At 42.0% G+C, this 21071-nt stretch carries 18 protein-coding genes; 2 read left to right on the forward strand and 16 right to left on the reverse strand.

From position 1 onward, the window contains the following. Positions 1–291 precede the first annotated feature (291 nt). Complete coding sequence (locus AC4OGX_RS02015) at positions 292–903, reverse strand: class I SAM-dependent methyltransferase (RefSeq protein ID WP_278999736.1); 612 nt, start codon at positions 901–903, stop codon at positions 292–294. Positions 904–907: 4 nt separating this feature from the next. Beyond that, positions 908–1057, reverse strand: a complete 150-nt coding sequence (locus AC4OGX_RS02020) for a hypothetical protein (RefSeq protein ID WP_493328152.1) — start codon at positions 1055–1057, stop codon at positions 908–910. A 142-nt stretch (positions 1058–1199) separates the two neighbouring features. Here AC4OGX_RS02020 and AC4OGX_RS02025 point away from each other — a divergent pair, with 142 nt between their 5' ends. Next, positions 1200–2042 carry a tyrosine-type recombinase/integrase gene (locus tag AC4OGX_RS02025; RefSeq protein WP_004452852.1) on the forward strand — a complete coding sequence of 281 codons (843 nt, stop codon included), beginning with the start codon at positions 1200–1202 and terminating at the stop codon, positions 2040–2042. Continuing rightward, the gene (locus AC4OGX_RS02030; RefSeq protein WP_493328154.1) at positions 2042–3193 is read left to right on the forward strand and encodes an IS91 family transposase; all 1152 of its coding nucleotides are present in this window, start codon (positions 2042–2044) and stop codon (positions 3191–3193) included. The genes AC4OGX_RS02025 and AC4OGX_RS02030 overlap by 1 nt, the downstream gene beginning before the upstream one ends. A 355-nt stretch (positions 3194–3548) precedes the next feature. Here AC4OGX_RS02030 and AC4OGX_RS02035 read toward each other — a convergent pair whose 3' ends face one another. The 14 genes from AC4OGX_RS02035 to AC4OGX_RS02100 all read right to left on the reverse strand — a co-directional run bounded on the left by AC4OGX_RS02035 (position 3549) and on the right by AC4OGX_RS02100 (position 21051). After that, positions 3549–5267, reverse strand: a complete 1719-nt coding sequence (locus tag AC4OGX_RS02035; protein ID WP_493328156.1) for an ABC transporter ATP-binding protein — start codon at positions 5265–5267, stop codon at positions 3549–3551. Next, the gene (locus tag AC4OGX_RS02040) at positions 5261–8281 is read right to left on the reverse strand and encodes an ATP-binding cassette domain-containing protein (RefSeq protein WP_493328522.1); all 3021 of its coding nucleotides are present in this window, start codon (positions 8279–8281) and stop codon (positions 5261–5263) included. The genes AC4OGX_RS02035 and AC4OGX_RS02040 overlap by 7 nt, the downstream gene beginning before the upstream one ends. Then, positions 8233–8538 (reverse strand): ATP-binding cassette domain-containing protein, encoded by a 306-nt coding sequence (locus tag AC4OGX_RS02045; protein ID WP_493328157.1) that lies wholly within the window; start codon positions 8536–8538, stop codon positions 8233–8235. Before AC4OGX_RS02045 ends, AC4OGX_RS02040 begins: the two co-directional genes overlap by 49 nt. Before the next feature lie 16 nt (positions 8539–8554). Further along, complete coding sequence (locus AC4OGX_RS02050) at positions 8555–9259, reverse strand: energy-coupling factor transporter transmembrane component T (protein ID WP_278999713.1); 705 nt, start codon at positions 9257–9259, stop codon at positions 8555–8557. After that, the gene (locus AC4OGX_RS02055) at positions 9256–9834 is read right to left on the reverse strand and encodes an MptD family putative ECF transporter S component (protein WP_278999715.1); all 579 of its coding nucleotides are present in this window, start codon (positions 9832–9834) and stop codon (positions 9256–9258) included. The genes AC4OGX_RS02050 and AC4OGX_RS02055 overlap by 4 nt, the downstream gene beginning before the upstream one ends. Positions 9835–10003: 169 nt before the next feature. After that, on the reverse strand, positions 10004–10981 hold the full coding sequence (locus AC4OGX_RS02060) for a helix-turn-helix domain-containing protein (protein ID WP_154322089.1): 978 nt from the start codon (positions 10979–10981) through the stop codon (positions 10004–10006). 44 nt (positions 10982–11025) lie between these two features. Then, complete coding sequence (locus AC4OGX_RS02065) at positions 11026–12645, reverse strand: FAD-dependent oxidoreductase (RefSeq protein ID WP_278999716.1); 1620 nt, start codon at positions 12643–12645, stop codon at positions 11026–11028. Between the two features lie 73 nt (positions 12646–12718). Next, entirely contained in the window at positions 12719–13282 is a 564-nt protein-coding gene (gene ahpC, locus AC4OGX_RS02070; protein ID WP_493328159.1) for an alkyl hydroperoxide reductase subunit C, read from the reverse strand. A gap of 212 nt (positions 13283–13494) precedes the next feature. Further along, positions 13495–15924, reverse strand: a complete 2430-nt coding sequence (locus AC4OGX_RS02075) for an FtsX-like permease family protein (RefSeq protein ID WP_493328160.1) — start codon at positions 15922–15924, stop codon at positions 13495–13497. Positions 15925–16015: 91 nt separating this feature from the next. Further along, entirely contained in the window at positions 16016–16717 is a 702-nt protein-coding gene (locus AC4OGX_RS02080; protein WP_493328161.1) for an ABC transporter ATP-binding protein, read from the reverse strand. An 84-nt stretch (positions 16718–16801) separates the two neighbouring features. Then, positions 16802–17428, reverse strand: a complete 627-nt coding sequence (locus AC4OGX_RS02085; protein ID WP_278999722.1) for a TetR/AcrR family transcriptional regulator — start codon at positions 17426–17428, stop codon at positions 16802–16804. Between the two features lie 89 nt (positions 17429–17517). Beyond that, the gene (locus AC4OGX_RS02090) at positions 17518–17871 is read right to left on the reverse strand and encodes a heavy-metal-associated domain-containing protein (protein WP_427761433.1); all 354 of its coding nucleotides are present in this window, start codon (positions 17869–17871) and stop codon (positions 17518–17520) included. Position 17872: 1 nt separating this feature from the next. Continuing rightward, positions 17873–20353, reverse strand: coding sequence for an ABC transporter permease (locus tag AC4OGX_RS02095; RefSeq protein ID WP_493328163.1), 2481 nt, complete (start codon positions 20351–20353; stop codon positions 17873–17875). Then, positions 20353–21051: an ABC transporter ATP-binding protein gene (locus AC4OGX_RS02100; protein WP_278999725.1), complete on the reverse strand. Its 699-nt coding sequence runs from the start codon at positions 21049–21051 to the stop codon at positions 20353–20355. Before AC4OGX_RS02100 ends, AC4OGX_RS02095 begins: the two co-directional genes overlap by 1 nt. Positions 21052–21071 lie beyond the last annotated feature (20 nt).

Below are 21071 nucleotides of genomic sequence, written 5' to 3' on the forward strand. Positions count from 1 at the left end.
ATAACATCTTTTCTCTGACATTTCTTTATCCTCTTTTCCTTGAAATATGAAAGAAAAATTATCCCTTCATATAACGAAACGCTCAGAGCATGTTTTACAGTGGTCAAAAGCAAATTTTTTTACTTTTTTTCTTGCGAGTTTTTTTAATGCCACTCGTAAGAAACTCGTAACATTAGATTTCTACATTTTTCCTGAAATTAAGTAAAGAAAAAGAGCATATGGAATTGAATCCATACACTCTATGATTACTGGAACTTTATTTCATTTTTAATTCAACAAACTGAAAATTGGCTATTTCGTTGCAACAATACTTATCCAATGATTTTTTGTATTTGAATACGTTTTTATCTCTGTAAAACCTGCTTCTTTCAAAGCAGCAATGAGTTGATCAGATGTGTAAATCTTCATACCATCAATCAACTTTGTCCATTTTTCATCTGCGTCATTCGTTCCGTCAGATTCGTTACAAATCAGGAATGTCCCTCCGTTTTTCAGAACTCGATTTACCTCAAAAAAACATTTTTTCAATCCCGGCCAGAAGTAAACTGTCTCAAAAGCAGAAACATAATCAAAAACCGCATCAGGAAAAGGGATAGCAGATACATCACCTTGAACCACGCAACATTTCCCCTGTTTAATGGCGGTGGCGTTCAGTTTTTGAGATTCTGCCACACTGACCTTCGAATAATCCATTCCTGTCACATGTCCATTTCCGCATTTACCCAACCAGGTTACAATATTTGCACCGCCTCCGCAACCAACATCCAGTACCGCAGCGTCCGGATTCACTGAGATATTTGAGAATCCCCATTGTGATAACTTGGCGTGACCGATGTTCATCATCTTCGTCATCAATTTTCCGCCGAAGCCTTGTGGCTTACGAGTATTTTCAAAGAAGTTCATTGCATTATTCCTCCTCTTTAAATTCAAATTGAACAAAATCGCTGCGCGATGGCCTGCCAAGGCTGTGGCGCAGCTTTTTACTTTTTCCAAAAAAGGCAGTGACAGGATCGTCCCAAGATAGTATTGTTAAAGCACCACCAATAACAAACTTCAAACACGGGCTTAGTCCCAACAACTGCCTATGAAAATGATACCACCTTCAGGCTGCTTTCACAAGCAGTTTTATTTTGCAAATGCTCCTCCATGATGGGTAGTTACTGTTGTTATTACTACTTTTATTTCATGGAGGTTATTTTATGTACGAAGATATTTTTGAATTAGTAACTATTGCTGCACAGAAAAAGAATCTTAAGGAATCCACTACAAAGGCGTATTGTCACGCCCTTAGCCCTTTCCTGAATGCTACCGGTAAACCCTGGCAGGAACTTACTGTAGCTGATGCGGATGATTACCTGACCACCAAAAGACGGATGGGCATTTTACCTGAAACCTACAACCATTACTATGGTGCTTTACGCTTCATGTACAAGCGGGTACTCAAACTCAACTGGGACGAAGATGAAATTCCCAGAATGAAACGTGATCGTTCCCTGCCTACGGTTCTATCAAGGGAAGAAGTGAATGCCATTCTTGATGTCACCACAAACCTGAAGTACAAGGCCATCTTTGCTGTTATGTACTCAGGCGGTCTTCGGGTATCTGAAGCAACCCACTTGCATTATGATGATATATCTCGAAGCAATCATTCCATTCACATCCGCAATACCAAAAACAGAATGGACCGATACACCATTCTGGCTGACCGCACTCTCGACATTCTGACTCAGTACTGGTTTCAGTGCCAAAGACCCAGAAATATCCTCTTTCCAAGTCAGACAACCGGAGAATATCTGGATATCTCTGCGGTAAATCAAGTATTAAGAAGAAGCTCTGAACGAGCCGGAATCCCTAAGCATGTCACTTCACACGCATTCAGGCACAGCTTCGCCAGTCATCTTCTGGAAGACGGATGTGATATTAAATATATTCAGGCATTGTTAGGTCACTTGGATCCTAAGTCTACCGAGATTTATCTTCATGTCAGTAACAAAACTTTACTTGGCATTAAAAGTCCTTTTGATATACAGGAGGATTCATAATGAAGCATCCTACTGTACAGGATATATTTCTACGGTTTTATCCTGAATACCTTGATAAATACACACCTTCTTCCCAGCAATTCAAAGTTGCAAACTGCATCATCAACTGCAAAACCGGTGCTTATGGTGCCAACGTAAGCATGTGTGAGGACTGTGGCCACTTGCAAATCCATTATAATTCCTGCCGTAACAGATGCTGTCCCATGTGTCAGGCACTGCCAAAAGAAATGTGGATTGACAAACGCCGTGAGGATGTTCTGGATGCTCCTTACTTTCATGTGGTATTTACTGTTCCACAAGAACTCAATTCTTTAATCTACAGCAACCAGCAGCTTCTATATGATGCAATGTATCATTCTGTTTCCGCAACTATAAATGAGCTGACCGAAGATACAAAATATCTCGGAGCAAAGATTGGATATATTTGCGTGTTACATACCTGGGGCTCTGAAATGAATTACCATCCCCATATTCATGTCATTCTACTCGGTGGTGGTCTGACTTCCAACAATCAATGGCGTGATAAAGGAGAAGAATTCTTTCTTCCGGTAAAAGTGTTATCAAAACTGTTTCGGGGTAAATATCTGGATGAACTGAAAACCCTCTGGGAAGAGAGAAAACTTCAGTTTCACGGAAGCAGTGAAAAGTACCGCAACCATTATGCTTTCAAGGAACTCCTAAATACTTGCTATGAAAAGGATTGGGTTCCCCACTGCAAGAAAACCTTTAATGGTGCACAGTCCGTTATTAACTACCTTGGGAAATACACCCACCGGATTGCCATCAGCAACCATCGTATCATCCGCATGGATGAAGATACAGTTACTTACTATGTCAAAGACTACCGAGAAGAAGGCAACTGGAAGGAATTTACCATTTCCGGTGTTGAATTTATTCGCCGGTTTCTTATGCATGTGCCTCCTAAACGCTTTGTCAGAATCAGGCATTATGGGTTACTATGTACCAGAACCAAAGCCAAACATCTGACATTATGTCGGAATCTCCTTGGCTGCAAACAGTATCTTTCCCGGCTGAAAGACCTGGATACTCCACAGATGCTCGAAACCCTCTACGGTATTAAGGTTACTGTCTGTAAATGCTGTGGCGGACACCTTGGAAAACCACAACAGCGGATACCACTACGTATTTAAAGCTTGATATTCATATTTTTTGAAAAGCCTCAGAAATGAGGTCTATTTGTCGTGCTTAGATTCAGAAACGAGTCATCTGCCACAACGGCAAAACCTTTATCTTATAGTAAAGTGTAAAGATTGAAAGTCCATACATATCGGCTCCGGTGACGCGACTTTGTTCACTATAGAAAAATCGAAATTGATGTAAACGATAGGGCAGTTTATCAAATATTGTAAGCTGCTTTATCGTTTACACCAACTTCGATTGGTTTCTAATCAAGTTTCTGTTCCTTACAAACTTCGATTGAACAAACACCGATGTTCCACTTTACCATTACGAAACACCGGTGTCACATTTTTCTGTTTTTTAGTTTTACCGACATGCTGTCTGCGACAAGGCCAAGCGGCTGAATAATCCATTTTTCTCCAAAAGTTCCTCAGGAGTTCCCATCTCTGCGACATGTCCCTGATCCAGAACAACGATTTTATCTACATTTGCAATTGTCCGCATACGATGTGCAATGACCAATACAGTTTTTCCCCGCAGAAGTTCAGACAACGCTTGCTGAACAAGCGTTTCATTCTCTGCGTCCATGGAAGCGGTTGCCTCATCCAAAACTATCACCGGTGCATCCTTCAAAATTGCGCGAGCAATGGAAATACGTTGCCGTTCACCGCCAGAGAGAGTACAACCATTCTCCCCGATATTGCTGTGATAGCCATCCGGCAGTCGAGAAACAAATTCCTCACACCGGGCCGCTTTAGCTGCGGCCATCACTTCCTCATCCGTTGCACCAGCTTTACCAAGACGGATATTCTCCATGATGGAATTGTCAAAAAGCGTCACATTCTGAAAAACAATGGCATAATTCTGAAATAATGTTTCCGGCTCCACAGTCGTTACGTCTACACCACCCAGCAGAACCTGTCCCTCATCCGCATCCCAGAACCGTGCAGCCAAACGGGAAACTGTAGATTTTCCACTACCGGACGGACCCACTAATGCTGTAATCTGCCCCTGCTTTGCCACAAAGGATACCCCCTTCAGCACAGGTTCATCATTATAGGAAAAGAAAACATTCTTAAATTCAATATCATATCCTTTATTCCTGCAAACCGGCTGCCCTTTTTGTTCCACAGTTGCTTCCATCTCCTTTGTACGCCTAATGCTGACAAATGCGGAAAACAGCTCCGCCATTAGCATAAAACAAGAACCAAAAGGTTCATAGACACGACCGGCCACCAACAGATAAAGGATAAACATATTGATGGACAACGCATTTTTTACCACCAGCAAACCTCCAATCAGCAAAACAGCTACCAATCCGAAACGCACCGTCAGTTGCGCCAGTGTTACAGCAGTACCCGGTGCCAGCTCGTTGCGAAACGCACATTTCACGACATTTCCCAGTTTTTTCTCGACCCCATCCAGATACTCCTGCTCCAGTCCGGCAGAGCGCAGCTCCTGAATTGCGTCCAGATATTCCTGCACGCCATCATAGGCTGCACGGTGAGCGTCATAATTGCGGTTCTCCGCCCTGGTCTGTGTTCTCCTTGCTGCAACCAGAATGAGTGCGGCCACAGGCACAGGCAGAACAATACACAGACCCATACGCCAGTCCATAACCAATAACCCAGCTGCCACAATCACAAACATAATAACTGTTCCGAACAGGCTTGGAACTGCATTAGAAAAAATCCGTTCAAGCTTGGAACAATCACCCATCATGGTGGTCGTCAGGTCAGACAGATCTCTCTGCCCAAAAAACGACACTGGCAGACGACGTAGCTTTTCTGCCAGTGTAATCCGCCGATTGGCACTTTCCTCATAAGCCACTTTATAGGTTAGGTTATACTGAATCCACTGAGTTATGAAAATAAGGAGCAGAAATGCCACTGCCATCATAAGGATTGAATATGCATTAATGGTTAGTCCGGTGTCACCGCAGATCTTTTCAAGAAGCCCCATTGTCACCATCATCAAAATAGAAATAGGAGCCATGATACATAAGTGCCCAATCGTTGTGGCCACAATTCCGTGTCTTAATTTGCATGCTCCCTGGTCGCTTAATGCCAGTAGTTTCTTCAGCATAATTCCACCTCCTTTGGTCTATCAATCTTCCAAGTTATAGCCTGACTATAATCAGTCCACATACGGGCATACTCACCGTTCTTATTCAACAGTTCCTGATGAGTTCCCTGTTCTATCAGACGTCCTGTTTTCATCACCAGAATCTGATCTGCATCCTGAACGGTGGATAATCGATGAGCAATCATAATAACGGTCTTCCCCTTCACCAATTCTTTCAGAGCTGCCTGAATCTTTGCTTCATTCTCTGGGTCGGAAAAGGCTGTAGCCTCATCCAAAATAACTACCGGTGCATCTTTTAGAATTGCCCTTGCAATTGCCACCCGTTGCACCTCTCCACCGGAAAGATAGACGCCTTTTCCACCCACAATACTATCAATTCCCTCCGAAAGCTTTGCCAGAATATCATCACACTGTGCCAAATGAGCCGCTCTCAAGATATCCTCTCGGCTCGCATCCTTACATCCGCCACGAATATTTTCTTCCAGTGTAGCCTTCAGCAACTTCGGATTCTGGAACACAAAGGCAACCTTGGCCATCAACTCCTGCTTCGAAAGCTTAGACAGTTCCACACCGCCAAGTGTAATGTGACCTTCCTGCACATCATAAAACCGTGGAATTAAAGTACCGATTGTCGTCTTGCCAGAGCCTGAATGTCCAACCAATGCTGTAACTGTTCCCCTTTTGGAAGTAAAACTGATATCCGAAATAGCAGGCTGCTCCCCGGTGGGATAGGTAAAGGTTACATGTTCAAATTGTACGTCACTGCTCTGCGCCGTCTGTGGATCCCGGTCTTCTGATTGTTCTTTGGTTAGCAATATTGTATCAATACGACGCATAGACTCCATTGCCTGCATTTTATAGTTGCTCATATACATAATCTTATTAAGAACGGAAGCGCAGGCAGGCGTAAAAATCAGATAAAAGAGAAATTTCTCTGTAAATGCAGTCAAATCTCCTGCTGCCCTTATGCCAATTAATCCGGCTGGAATCAATACCAGAAAAGCAGCGTTTACCACTGTGTTGAACCCCACGTATCCAGGCTTGCAGGCCATAGTAAACGCCAGTGCGTCATCCCGATAAGCGTTGATTGCCTCCTTAAATCGGCGAATCGAATGTACCGACTGTCCGAACACCTTGATGACAGAAATTCCACGGACATATTCCACCGCCTCGTGGTTCATCTCCTCCTGAGCATCCTGATAACGCTTCATGAAATTCATGGTTTTTTCTCCCATCATGCTCATCTGAAAGACAAAGCTGGCCAGCATCAACACAATCAATGGAAGACCAATATGCCAATCAATGGCCAGCATCAGCACCAGACTGGCAATGGTTGTTACCTGGGCACTCATCAAATCCGGCATTTGGTGCGCTATATAAGTCTCCACCTGAGCGCTGTTCTCATCAATAATCTTCCTTAGCTTTCCACTGGGGTTTTCCTCAAAATACCCCATAGGCATCTTGGATAAATGGCGAAGCGCCGCCATCTTCAAATTCTTTTCCGTATGAAATGCTACTGTATGGGATAACAGCAATGCCACAAAATTAAGTATCAAGCCAGCCAGTTCCAGGAGCAATGCCCATACCCCCCATTGGACTAATGCCATTGCGCCAAAACCGCCAGCTGTCAAACCATCCAAAAGCTCACAAGCAGCAAAATAAACACATAAAAACGGACCCAACAAAAGCAGAGCGCTGATACCGGCCAGAAGCTGTGCCACACTAAGCAATGGACGATACTGTCCCGCAAATTCCATCAAACGTGGGATACCGGTTTTTTGTTTTTTATTTGTCTGTGTATCCTCTTCAAATACTTTCTTCATATAATTCACTCCTCTCTTATCAAACAGCATGAAATTTTTTACTTCTCCTGCGTGAATATGCAGGATATGCGTAGCGCAACGAAGAATCAACTCCGGATCATGAGTTACAATCAAAGTGCATACCGCCTGTTCATTGGCCTTGCAAATCATTGCAGCCGTTCGCCGGAGGTTTTCACCATCCTGTCCACTGGTCGGCTCATCATAGAGCATCAGCCTTCTCTTCGAACAAAGAGCAATTCCCAAAGAAAGCCTTTGCTGCTGGCCTCCGGAGAGAGAGCCGGGATGACGGTTCTTCATTCCATTTAATCCAAGTTTGTCTAGAATCTCTTCAGCCTGCACTTCTGTCACCGTCTGTTTGTTCAAAGTCAGCTCTCCAAGCACCGTGTCACTAAACAACTGATGCCCTGCCTCCTGCATGACCAGATACGTCTGTTCCGGCAACTTTTTGTTTGGGATCTTCTCATCATCGATTCGAATGGTTCCGGCATGCTTTAAAAGCCCTGTCAGACAAAGACTGAGGGTGGATTTTCCTGCTCCGTTCTCCCCGATTACCGCTACAATAGCTCCTTTTGGAATCTTTAAATGCGATATATTCAACACCTGACGCTTCTCCCGACAAAACTGTAGCCTGTCTATCTCTAATCCGACATCAGAATATTCCCCTATATTCATATCATAACATGGCTCATAAAGCTGTTTCCGGCTGACTGCCCTAAGTCCCAATTTATCTCGGTTCTCTTTTGATAGCTTCGCTATCATTTCCGGTGTAAACTCCTGGCTGATCTGCCCGTTTTCCAGTAGCACATATCGATCGGCTATCCCCTCCAGATACCACAGCCGATGTTCCGAGAGCAAAACGGTTTTCCCCTCTTCCTTCATAATACAGATTATCTTTTGCAATTTCCGGATACTTTCCATATCCAGATTAGAGGACGGCTCATCCATAACAATGATCGGCGGTAGAGACGCATAGGCAGAACCACAGGCAATTTGCTGTTTTTCTCCGCCTGACAATTCAAAAATATTCCGTTCCATCAGTTCCTGCAGATTCAGCCGACAAACAACCTCCTGCAGACGCTTCTGCATTTCGGAACATGAAATATTCTGGTTTTCCATATTAAAGACCATTTCTCCTGTGGTATCTAAATGAAAGAACTGAGTACGGGGATTCTGGAATACACTTCCAACAATCCGGCCATCCGGGGCAACGGTGTCTGTGTTGCATCCACCCCTCCGATAAGTGCACTTCCTTCCAGATTGCCGGCATAAAAATGAGGAACAAGACCATTTATAAGCCGAAGCATCGTCGTCTTTCCGCAGCCGCTTTTTCCACAAAATACCACGCATTCTCCTGGTGCTGCCTGAAAGTTCACATTATGCAGAACCTGTACCGATTCACCTGCTTCGCCGGTCTTATAAGCAAATGAAACATGATTCAGTTTAATCAAAATATCCACTCCTTTCTCAAAAGAATAGATTCCAAACCAACAATCCAGCAGAAACCATCACGATGCACCAATCCAGAATTTTCATCCGAACCTCTATATAACTGCTGCGAGGTGTGTCTCTGTCAAACCCACGGGCCATCACAGCCGCTGTCATCTCGTCCACAATAACTGAGCATTGCAGCAAAAAAGGAACCAACATGTATTCCATCATTTGAACCGGGCGACGAAGGATATTCTTCCATGTCAACGCCATTCCTCTCAGGCGAAGAGCCTGATTCACTGTCTGCCATTCCTCCTGTATGGTCGGAACAAAACGCAGCATTACCGCCATTGGAATAATCACCTCATTTGGTAGATGCATTTGGGTAAATGCACTGATATATTCTCCGATTTTAGAAGAATGAGTGACGATATAAAAGGCTGAAAGCAACGGTAAGATAAAGCGGCAAAGATGGCATAGCAGCATAATCATATTCTGAGGTATGCCTGATAATCGATGCGCCAAAAACAAGTCACACAGTAACATAAGCCAAAAAATCAGACATATAAAAAAAGCCCGTTTCCATTTTTGACACAGCAGATTTACTGCTATGCACAGGCCAAGCATTGCGAATTCCTGTGGATGTGTCAATCCAGAAAACGCAGAAAAGCAAGCGGCGATAAACACCGCCAGCTTGCTTCTTGGATCTAATAGACCGTTGGAAGCATATCTGGTGCTCATGCCGTAATCCCTACCTTCGCAAAATGCTTTTTCAGTATCCGTCTGCCGAACAGACCACCAAGCAAGCCACCAACCAAAGCCAGAACTATCAGCACCATAACAATCCAACTAGGTGTCAGTGCATCCAAGGCAGCCACATATCCCTCTCCGTAATATTCGGCACAACTCTCCAAAAAAGCATCCTTAGCTAAAGCAAGGGCGAAGAACGGCCCCATAGAAGTCAGGTTAAACACACAGTAACTAACAGCCAGCGCACCGGCAGATTTGCGTTTTTTACTAACAATGATCTCGGCAATGATTCCCCATAGTACAGCAAACAATAACGGATAAATCGTTGACATCGAGGTAATTATCCCCACCAGTATCGCCAACACCAAGATGGCACCGGTTCGCGGCACCTTGGTTGCATACAGCATGTATACCGTTCCCAAAACAATACCGGCAATCAACGGTGTGGCCAAAAAAAGGACGGGTAGAATGGTCAGTACGGAAGACAATACCGTGAGCAATACCAAATAAATAGCCCCAAAAGCACCTGCGGCAATCAAATCCTTTGTTGTAAGTTTTTCTTTCATATGTAATCTTTCCTTTCTATATTTAGTTAGTTTTTTCTAACTTCGAAAATTTTACTATATTGTCCAAGATTGTACCACTCCAAAAAGCCACGTTCTGTGCAAAACACTCCAAAAAGCCAAAAAAATGATGCCGTCATTACGACGGCATCATTCCACTGCTTATCTCATTTTATTTAGAAGTTATAGTAGCCGATTCATTCACTGCACCATTCATCTCTTTCTTCTTCCGGTAGGCACTCGGACTGCACCCGATTACTGCACAAAATGCCTCTGCAAATTTGCTTGGATTCTGATATCCCAACTCCAGGGCAATCTCACTGACTTTTCGATCAGATTCCTGCAAAAACCGTGTCGCTAGATGCATTTTATAATTACGCAAATATGCATAAGGAGATACGCCATAAATCTGTTTAAAGCCATCCTTCAGTTGTGTCAGACTTAAGTTATGCTCCCATGCCAAGTCCTTCAGGTTAATTCGATGTTCCATATCTTGTATCAAATGCTCTCTCGCATGCTTGATTCGTTCCACGGTTGTGCCGGAAAGATATTCTTGCTTCTCCTCAAAAACAGTTTGTCTGGATTGAAAATGATATAATAGTTCCAATACCTTCAGCCTTAAAAATGTCAAGGACGGATGCTTCAAGTTCGTATATAATTCATGATATACATGCTCTATTTCCGTATTACGACGAAACACGCATGAACCGGTTTTTAACGAATACTTCTCTACTATCTTCTCTGCACTGATTTCAAACACCTGAAGCTCACGTACTGTTTTCACAACCTCCGGATACATAATAATGGTAGAGCCATAATAATAGTTCAGTGGAAAAGATGACGCAATCGGTGGGTGCATCTGACTGTTCAAAGCAATATCCCCCTCCCCCAGGTAAAGATAGTTCTTATTGTCAAAGACACACTCAAATCTTCCCTTCCGACAATGATTGATTCCAATCACATTCTGCCTTTCACTATCTCGAAAACAGCTTTCAGTAGCAAAATTAGCAACCATAAGCTGCACACCTGGGAAGATGTCGTACAGCCACATATCGGCACTGCCATCCTGCACTTGAAAATCTACATAAGTCACAAAAGACTCTCTGCCTGGCACTTTTTCGTCTTGCTTTAAATAATTCAGCTGTTGCATAGTTACACCTTTCTTGGCTAAAGATTAATTTCCAATCCAGTCCTTTAAATCAAATCCAATATCTGCTCAATATTCTTCTTTCCAAAGGATATTTTATCTTCGTTGATAACAAGACAAGGGACACTCATTACGTTGTACTTCTGTTTTTTCTTACCAAAATGATTGATATCATAAACCTCGGCTGCAACAAGAGGATTTAAAGCTGCAATCTTCTGTGCAGCTGTTACCAGTTCCGGACACATGGTGCATGAAAGCGAAACCAGTATCTGAATATGCACCGCTTGCTCAATCTTTGCAATTCTTTCTCTAACTGAATCACTTACAGTCTGACCTTCTCCCGCCGCATTGTATAATCCCAAAACAAAAGACGTAAATTCATGTCCGCCCGGCACACCATGAAAGGCAAGACCTGTATCCGATTGATCCTCCCGAAATACCCTGACACACGGAGTCTCGCTTTCTGTATGGTTTTCTGCAATCTCTACTGAGAGTTTATCCGTGAGTTCTGCCATTGCTTCTACATAGTTTTTTAGTTCCACAGATAACGGCTTTGAATCAAGATAGAGCCTTAATAGCAACGGATGTTCCATCCTGGAAAAGACTGTTTTTAGCTGTGCCGTCATATCTGCATCAAATAAGGAATCAGCTGATTGATTTGCTCCCTCATGTTCTTTTTCGGAATTCTCCTGTCTGACCGCTTCTTTTATCTGAGGCTTTAATCCGGTTATTTTCTGCATTTTCGCTGCATATCGTTCCAATTCTGTGGCTGCCAAAGCTCCATCACCCACAGCCGTAACCACCTGACGCAGATTTTTTACACAGACATCCCCGGCAGCATAAAATCCATCAATATTGGTTTTCTGCTGTTCGTCCGTTTCAACATAACCCTGCTCATTTAATTTTACAAAATCTTTCACAAGTGCCGTTTCCGGCTCATATCCCGCAAACACAAAAACTCCGAAGGTATCTCCTTTCTCCGCCCGATATTCCATCACATCCCCGGTCTGGTTATTTTTATATTTCAGAATACGAAGAGCCGAATCTCCTTCAACGCTGACCACGCTGCAATTGGTAAGCACTGTTATTTTTTCATGGTTCTTAGCTGCATCTGCGGTATTCTTAGCACAGGAAAAATCCTCTCCACGAACCAGAACTGTTACATGCTTGGCATATCTGGTCAGAAACACGCTCTCTTCTGCAGCCGCAAATCCACCGCCTATGACGAAGACCTCTTTTCCGGCAAAAAACTCCCCATCGCAAGTGGCACAGTACGCCACGCCATGCCCTTTGAACTTCTCTTCTCCGTTAAATCCGATTTTTCTGGGATGTGCACCTGTGGCAAGAAGAATCCCAAAACATGAGATTTCCCCTCTGCTTGTGATAACCTTTCTGATTTTTCCTGTCAACTCAAATCCTGTTGCCTCTGCGAGCATAAACTCAGCACCAAAGCTTTCTGCCTGTTTTCGCATGGTTTCTGTTAATTCCCTGCCACTTGTCTTATAAACCCCCGGAAAGTTTATCACCTCGGAAGTAATGGTAATCTGTCCGCCCAACTGCTCTTTTTCTACAACCAGTACTCTGTATTTTGCTCTGGCAAGGTACAAGGCTGCAGTAAGTCCTGCGGGACCTCCACCAACTACAACAACATCGTATAAATTATCCATAACAATTCCATCCTTTCAAAAACGGCATCGGTTTCACTTTCGCTACCGATGCCGTTTTAATTCCTATTTGAGATTAAAGCTGTCCTACCAGATCAAGGCTCGGTTTTAACGTCTTTGCTCCCGGCTGCCACTTTGCCGGGCAAACCTCATCGCCATGCTCATACACAAACTGGCTTGCCTGCACTTTTCGGAATAACTCATCTGCATTTCTGCCGACATTTCCCGCATTTACCTCATATGCCACAATTTTTCCCTCGGGATTTACAATAAAAGTTCCACGCTCCGCAACACCATCTGATTCAATATATACCTCGAAATCTCTGGAAAGCGCATGAGTAGGATCAGCGAGCATAGGATACTGAATCTTTTGAATCCTCTCAGATGCATCATGCCATGCCTTGTGTACGAAATGGGTATCACAGGATACCGAATAAATCTCGCAGCCGATTTTTTTGAATTCCTCATACTTATTTGCCAAATCCTCTAATTCGGTAGGACAGATAAATGTAAAATCTGCAGGATAGAAAAAGAATATACTCCATTTTCCCTGCAAATCAGCTTTTGTTACTGTTTTGAACTCATTATTCTGAAATGCCTGTACTGAAAAATCACTTACTTCTTTGTTGATTAACGACATTGAAATCCTCCTTTTCTATTGATTGTCACAATCAAATTTATTATTTAGATTATTGGTTAGTTATGTCTAACCTATTAAATTGTATCAAATGTTACCTCAGCTGTCAATGTCAGGGACAAGATACCAACTGATAAAATAAATCAACTGTACGAATGTAAGACAATATCAGAGTTCTGAATTAAGCCTTATTGTAATTCACTTTTTCAACAAAATCACTCTCTATTCTTTAACACTTCCGCTAAATTTACTTTTTTAAGCTTTGAAGTCAATAAGCCATTCATTACAAAATACAGCACCAATACTGCAACATACACAATCACATACATCCGCCATGGATAATGAAGATTCATTCCGCAGTTTACATTGGATACCATAAGAGGATACATCAAGTCCATACATTTTTTAGCCATAGGAATACAAACGGCTGCTCCTACCGCAATCACATAGAAATTCCCATCCAGATACAGTTTTTTTATTTCTTTTGTCCTGTAGCCAAACACCTTGACCATGGATATGTGAAACGCACAACGGTCAATCATAACCTTCATCATCAGATACATCACTACCGCAAAAATCAAGGAAGAAACAACCGTCATCATTACTACCATCGGCATCATCTGCTGTATAAATACATCTGCGGACTTTTCAATATCCTTTTTGGTCGTCATACCATATAATCGTCCCGTCGGGATATCCAGTTCTTTGTCTGAAAATACCTGGTTATAATAATCTTCATCTTCACCAAACATTTCCCGCATACAGTCAATATCCATAAAAATATAGAAACTGGTAGCATACTGCGTAATATCATGAACAGTAAATGCATAATGCATTTTTGCCTCTTCATCTTCCACAACAAAAACATCGCCTTTTTTCAGACCATACTTTTCAGCCATAGCAGAGGAAATCACCACATCACTTTTACTGTCTGTTAAATTAACGTCAAAGAACGGGTTGTCTTCCCCAATACCTAAAATAGCAACCTCCAGATTATAGCCCATGTTTTCTTTTTTTACCGTCTTTGTAAATGCCTCATATCCACCTTCCGGAACAGTTTCTTCCGGATATTTATAGGTATACAGATATTCAAATTTTGTATCTGCTTTGTTTTCTTTGCTGATATGCTGACACATTACATAGCAATTTAAGCCCAGCATCAGGATTAGCAATGAAATAAACATTCCCCCTACTACAGTTAAGGATGTACGTGCCTCTCTAATAATCTGACGAATGCGAAACGCTCTGACAAAATTCATTTTTCCTAACTTAATCTGCTTCATAGGTTGACTTTTTTGCTCGTTCTTTATCATTTGCAATGCCGGACGGTTCAATTTTCCACGAATTACAATCCAGTTAATCAGTGCGGAAATAACAGGAGGCAACACTAACCCATATGCAATCAGATAAGGCGGATAAACGCTCTCCATATTCGGAATGGAGAAATATTCGTAACAGCTTCCCATAATGGTACTGCCCCCAATCGACGCAAATCCAATCATACAACCGATTACACCGGCAAGGAACGAGACTACAACCGGAAGACATAAATAATGTAACATCAACTGATTACGATTCACACCCAGGGCATATAAGGCTCCGATAGTAGTATTTTCCTTTTCAATTCCATACACCACAAACACAGAAATCACATAAGCAAATAATACAAGTACAATACCACCGGCAAGTAAACCACCATATTTGTTCAACACCTGATCATTCGCCGCTGCCATGATTCTCGGATTATCTTCCGCCTTTAAAAAGCTTCTCAGATTTGATATTTCAAAATCAAAATACTCATCAATCAATTCATCCGTTTTATTTTGTAACTCTCCTAATCCATCATTTAACTCCTTAGCCCCCTCATAAGCAGATAAAACACCCTGTTCTAATGCAGGAATTCCAAGTGGTATTTCATTTAATTCCGATAAGCCATTGGCAAGTTCACCGGAGCCTTCCACAAGAGAATCGATTCCATCTTCTAATTCGGTTTTATCCGCAGTCATTTCCTCCCAATACTCCTGAAAAAAATCATCCGGTATCGAATCTGCATCCACCTTCAGTTCCTCTACCTTGTCTCTTAACTCTTCATCCGTCATTTCTCTATTCAGAAGATATGCATAAACATATTCCTCCGCTTTCAAGCTACCACCCTCACTAACTAATTGCTTATAAGCTTCTTCCGTTACAAAGACAGTGCCAAATTGAAAGCTATCCACACTGCCATCTGTAAAATCCTTAAGGGGTGCATCATAATCCGGACTGCAGCCAATTCCAACAACCACAAATGTATCATCTCCGATTACAATGCTATCTCCTATCTCAATATCATGTTCTTTAGCGAAACGACGTTCCACCACAAGTTCTGTATCATTCTCTGCCTCTTTTCCTTCTAAGATTTCAATGATATTAATTTTCTTTCTGTTTTGAAATACTCTTAATGTACTGCCATCTTCCATGGCATAATCCAGATAAAACTGTTCTTCCAGTGTAACCCCCTGATCTGTCAATTCCTTCTTTTCTTTATCAGACAGTGGAACAAACAGACTAAACTCACCGTCCTCCAAATCATTGCTTTCAGCTAGCTTCTTGGTACCAAGAATGATCGTATCTGCTGTTCCAATCAAAGAAATAATGACATACATACACAGGATAATGAGCGCACTTAACGCCAGATACCGCATGCAGTTCTCTTTTAAATCTCTTAAAATTCTCTTACTTAATATCTTCTGCATATCACAAATCCTCCAGTTCCATAGCAGGCACTCGTGTCTCATTATAATATTCTTTGCTAATCTGACCATCTTTGATTCGAATGACCTTATGCACCATATTTCGAATAGAGTGATTGTGGGTAACAATCAGCATAGTAGTACCATATTTTTCATTAATCTTCTCCAAAAGTGCAAGAATGTCTCTTGAAGTCTTAGAGTCAAGTGCTCCCGTTGGTTCATCACATAACAGAAGCTTCGGATTTTTGACAAGTGCTCTTGCAATGGCACATCTTTGCTGCTGTCCCCCGGAAAGCTGTGACGGAAACTTGTTCTGATGTTCCGTAAGTCCAAGTACATCCAGAAGTTCATCCATATCAAGAGGATTTTCGCTTAAATATTCACAAACCTGTATATTTTCACGAATGGTAAGATTGGGAATCAGATTATAAAACTGAAAAATAAAACCAAGATTGTCTCTTCTGTAATCAGAAAGCTTATCTGCCTTCATTCCTACAATTTCCATTCCATCCACCATTATGCTACCGGAATCAAGTATATCAAGACCACCAATACAGTTTAGAAAGGTAGACTTTCCTGAGCCGCTGGTGCCTTCTATCACACACATTTCTCCCTTCTCAACTCCGGTAGAAATTCCTTTTAATACCTGTATATAGCTTCCTCCTTCGCCATAACTTTTCTTCATGTCTTTTACTTGTAAATACATCTTTCTCTTCCTTTCCATTAATGAATTTTACATAACAGTGTTATGTAAGTGTTATGTTTTAAGGACTGATTTCTCAGTCCTTTACTACCTTGACAAAAACATGCCATACCATCCCGACATCATATAGGTAACAGCCTGATTAATAAACGGTAAGGCTTCATGTTCGGTTTCTATATGAGATATCATAAAGATAAACGTATCTATCTGCTCATGGGCAAGCCAATGAATGAACTTTTCATCTATTTTTTCCTTTGGATGATGTTTTACCATCGCATCTGCCATTAAACGATAATGCTTCTCCGCCGAATCAATAAACCGATCCGCAATATTTTCATATTTTGTACCCTGACTTTTGGTTAATACAAGCAAGATTTCTTCCCTATGAAGATACATCTGATGAATAACTAGTGCCGTTGTTTCTTCATGTTCAGCCTCTTCCTCTGCATTCGGCAGCATATCCCCGCCTTTTGCAGCCATATTTTTCTCATCTTCAAAGTGTGCCTGCATCATATTGTAGATTACATTTACCGTATCTCCAACTACTGCATCAAACAAATCATCCTTATCTTTAAAAAAGAAATATAAAGCCCCAGTTGTAACGCCTGCATTTTTGCATATGGTTCTGAGAGATGCCTTCATATAGCCTTTCTCTGTAAATTCTTTTCTGGCACTTTGAAGCAGATTATTTCTTGTTTCTTTGTCTTCTTTCAAATTATTACCTCCATAACAGTGTCGAAACATAACACCGTTATGTTACTCTATATGTTATGATATGTCAAGAAATAAATAGTCTTTTTCCATTATCTTATTTCTATAACCTCATATCCTGCATTCTCTATAGCCTTCTTAATCACTTCATCCTCTACATCCTTTTCCATGGAAACCACCGCGGTTTTCCTTTTCAGATTTACCTTGGCTAATACGCCATCCAACGAATTTAATCTGCTTTCCACACGGGCTTTGCAATGTTCACATGTCATCCCATCAATCACAACTGTTCTTTGCTTTACAACCTGTTTCAGTTTCTTTCTTTTCACCTTAACGGAGGAACCGCCACCGCAACAGCCACCCTCACCTTTAAAATGCTTAACACCGGAACGTATGCCTATAATAATCAAAATAATCAATATCCCTATAATAACGAAATCCGCCATTTTACTCAGCTCCTTTCAAAATCTCCACCATATCAAGTTTTCGAATTCGTCCACTAAATAAAAAACTTACCGCCATAGATACTGCTAGCACAAGTATTCCGGCAATCAGATAGCATCCCGGTGTAACCGTGAGAACATAATCAAAATTTTCTCCGTTGGAATTCATCATGGCATTCAGGCTCATTTTTCCAAAGGGCGCTCCGATGATGATACCTATAACCGACAGCCAGAGATTCTGTACTGTAAGGATATTTCGAATCTGCGAAGTCTGTAATCCCAATACCTTCAACGTTGCAAATTCTCCCATCCGTTCATGGAAAGAAAGATTTCCGGAATTATACAGCACAACCACAATCAGTATCACAGAAAAAATCACCATCATCCATACCATAATACTGATTACTTCGTAACTTGTTTCAAAAGCCTGTATCATATCTTCTTTGCTATGCACAGCGGTCACATAGGATTCGTTTTTATACTCTGCAAAGTCCTCATTACTATATGCTGTTGTTGGTGTATACTCCGCTCCGGTCTTTTCATAATCTTCCCGCAGGAAGGCAATCCCCTGTGTCTCCATACTGCGGAAAATATATCCTACCCTAGCTTCATGCCACTGATTTTCGGAATATACATGCCAGTAAAAAGTGTCTCCTACAGAAAGTTCCATGTCTTCACAAAGTTTTCGGCTTACCCCCACTTGTCCTTCTTTCTGTTCCAACTGAATCACATTCAGACTACTATCCAACAAATTGTATAATCCCTTTCCCTCCAGCACGGTCAGCGTTTCCTTTTTCTTCTCTGTCGCTGCGGCATTGGGAACAGTGGCAATCTCAATCTGCCCTGTCATAACAAGCTCACTGTCAGTCTCTTTTGCCATCTCATCGACATCACTAAGTTTTGCGTCAGAAGAAAGATTCATAGAATAATCCGCATTCTGGATTTTATCAAAACATAATTCCTCCATCTGATCTACAAGCGAATTGCAGGCAATACCATATATCATCAAAAGCATTCCCACCGCAGTACCTATGATTCCCATTACGGCACGCAATTTAGCACGAGATATATCCCGAAGATTGTACTGACTGTTAAATCTAAGATTCCCCCAAAATGGCCATTTTTCAAAGATGCAGTTTTTCCCTTGCTTTGGAGGTGCCGGGCGGAGCGCTTCTGCAGGTCTGACCTTTAATATTTTTTTACAGCTGAGATAGGCTGCCAGACTGCATACAATCACAATCAGTGCAGCGATTAAAAGGTATTCCAGCTGGAATCCACCCTCTAATCCCGGAACAATATACCATGTGCCAAACATATCCACCATAAACGGCGCCAGCAGGGCAGAACCAACCCATAAACCCGCCAATACGCCTGCAAGAGAAACAAACAGACTGAAACTGACATAATGTAGAACTACTTTATACCGCTTCATTCCCAGTGCATTTAGGGTGCCGATCTGTGTCCTCTGTTTCTTTACCATACGGCTCATGGCTGTTGCAATGACAAGAATCGCGATTCCGACAAAAACAATGACAAACATCCACGAAAAAGATTCATGCTGTGAAAGCTCACTGTTTAATCTTTCAATGCCCGGGATAGAATGTTCATCCACCATGGCTGCATATTCTCCATGAAGTGCCTTTGAAATTTCATCCTCATGCTCCAATGCTTTCCCATCCGTGGTGGTCACAAGCATCTGCGTATAAGGCATCAGCTTCGCCAGTTTTTCATCACTGATCTGTTCCACTCTCTCCAGTAGCATATCCTGCGTAATGTCATCAATGCTCATGCCAATTTCAGCAAGTGCATTCATTTGCTCATCTAACAGATTGGTTTCCTCTGCCACCTTCCTGGCAGTGATTTTTCCCTGTATAATCAAATGCTCCACATAATCCCGAATCGGGAATGCATCATACGACATATATACGAAAGCAATATTTTCTATGTAAATATCTGCATCACCTTCTGCCTGTCGGAATTCATATTCCGGACTTTCTATAAGCCCCTTTACTTTTCTTGTAAAAGTAATTCCATTGTAGGAAATGGTGAAATCATCCCCTACATTTATATTTCTTACCTCGGCAAAGGCCGATGTCAGCCAGATTCCATCCTTATCTGCAGGATCAAAAGCCTCTCCTTCTATGTAGTACGGCCGATTTACGATATTCTCTCTTTCCAGATAAATATCGACCTGCGCACCATCACACTCCGGTGCAGACCCGGTAACCGACATACGAAGCCCGGCATCCTTGACAAAATCAAGATTCCTGACTGCTTGTAAGTTTTCCTCGGAAAATCCTTCTCCGTAAATCCAAAGGTCTGCCAGATTACATTCTTTATGAAATTCTGCTCTCGCAGAATGCTGCGCAAGTACATGCCCTTCCATGCAGCAGTAGAGTGCCATCGCTAAAAATGCCAGCAGGAAGATAGAAAGAAATTGTCCCCAGTTGTGCCTCATCTCTCTTAAAAGCTTTTTTCGTAACATTACCACTCAACCTCCCTTACGGAAGCCGGGTGTTCATTCCTCTGAATTTCTTTTATTTTTCCGTTCTTCATACGGATGACCTTGTCTGCACATTTCGCGATATCCGCATTATGAGTTACCAATATAACTGTCTTTCCCTGCTCACGGCACAGCTTCTGTAAAAGTTCCAGCACTATCACTCCAGTTTCTGAGTCAAGTGCACCGGTAGGTTCATCTCCCAATAAAATCTGTGGGTTCTTTGCCAATGCTCTTGCAATGGACACTCTCTGTTGCTCTCCCCCAGACATCTGCGACGGAAATTTGTCCCTGCAATGTTCTAATCCAACTAACTGCAAAAGTTCATCTGCATCGCCTGCATTTTTTACAATGCTCTTTACCAGTGCAATGTTTTCATATGCTGTCAGGCTTGGAAGCAGGTTATAAAACTGAAAGATAAAGCCAATCACATCTGCCCGGTAGGAACCAAGCTGCTTATCATTCATGGAGGAGATTTCTTTTCCGGCTACTGTTACGATTCCTTCCGAAGGCTGATCCATGCCTCCTAACATATTAAGTACCGTGGATTTTCCTGCACCGGACTGACCTAAAATTACCACAAACTCGCCTTCATCAATACTAAAACTGATATGGTCTACCGCTATCTGCATTCCTTCTCCGGTTCCATATGTTTTGACAGCATTTTGAAATTTTACTATCATTTTTTCACCTTCAATTTTTC

The organism is Faecalicatena sp. (genome assembly GCF_058819085.1).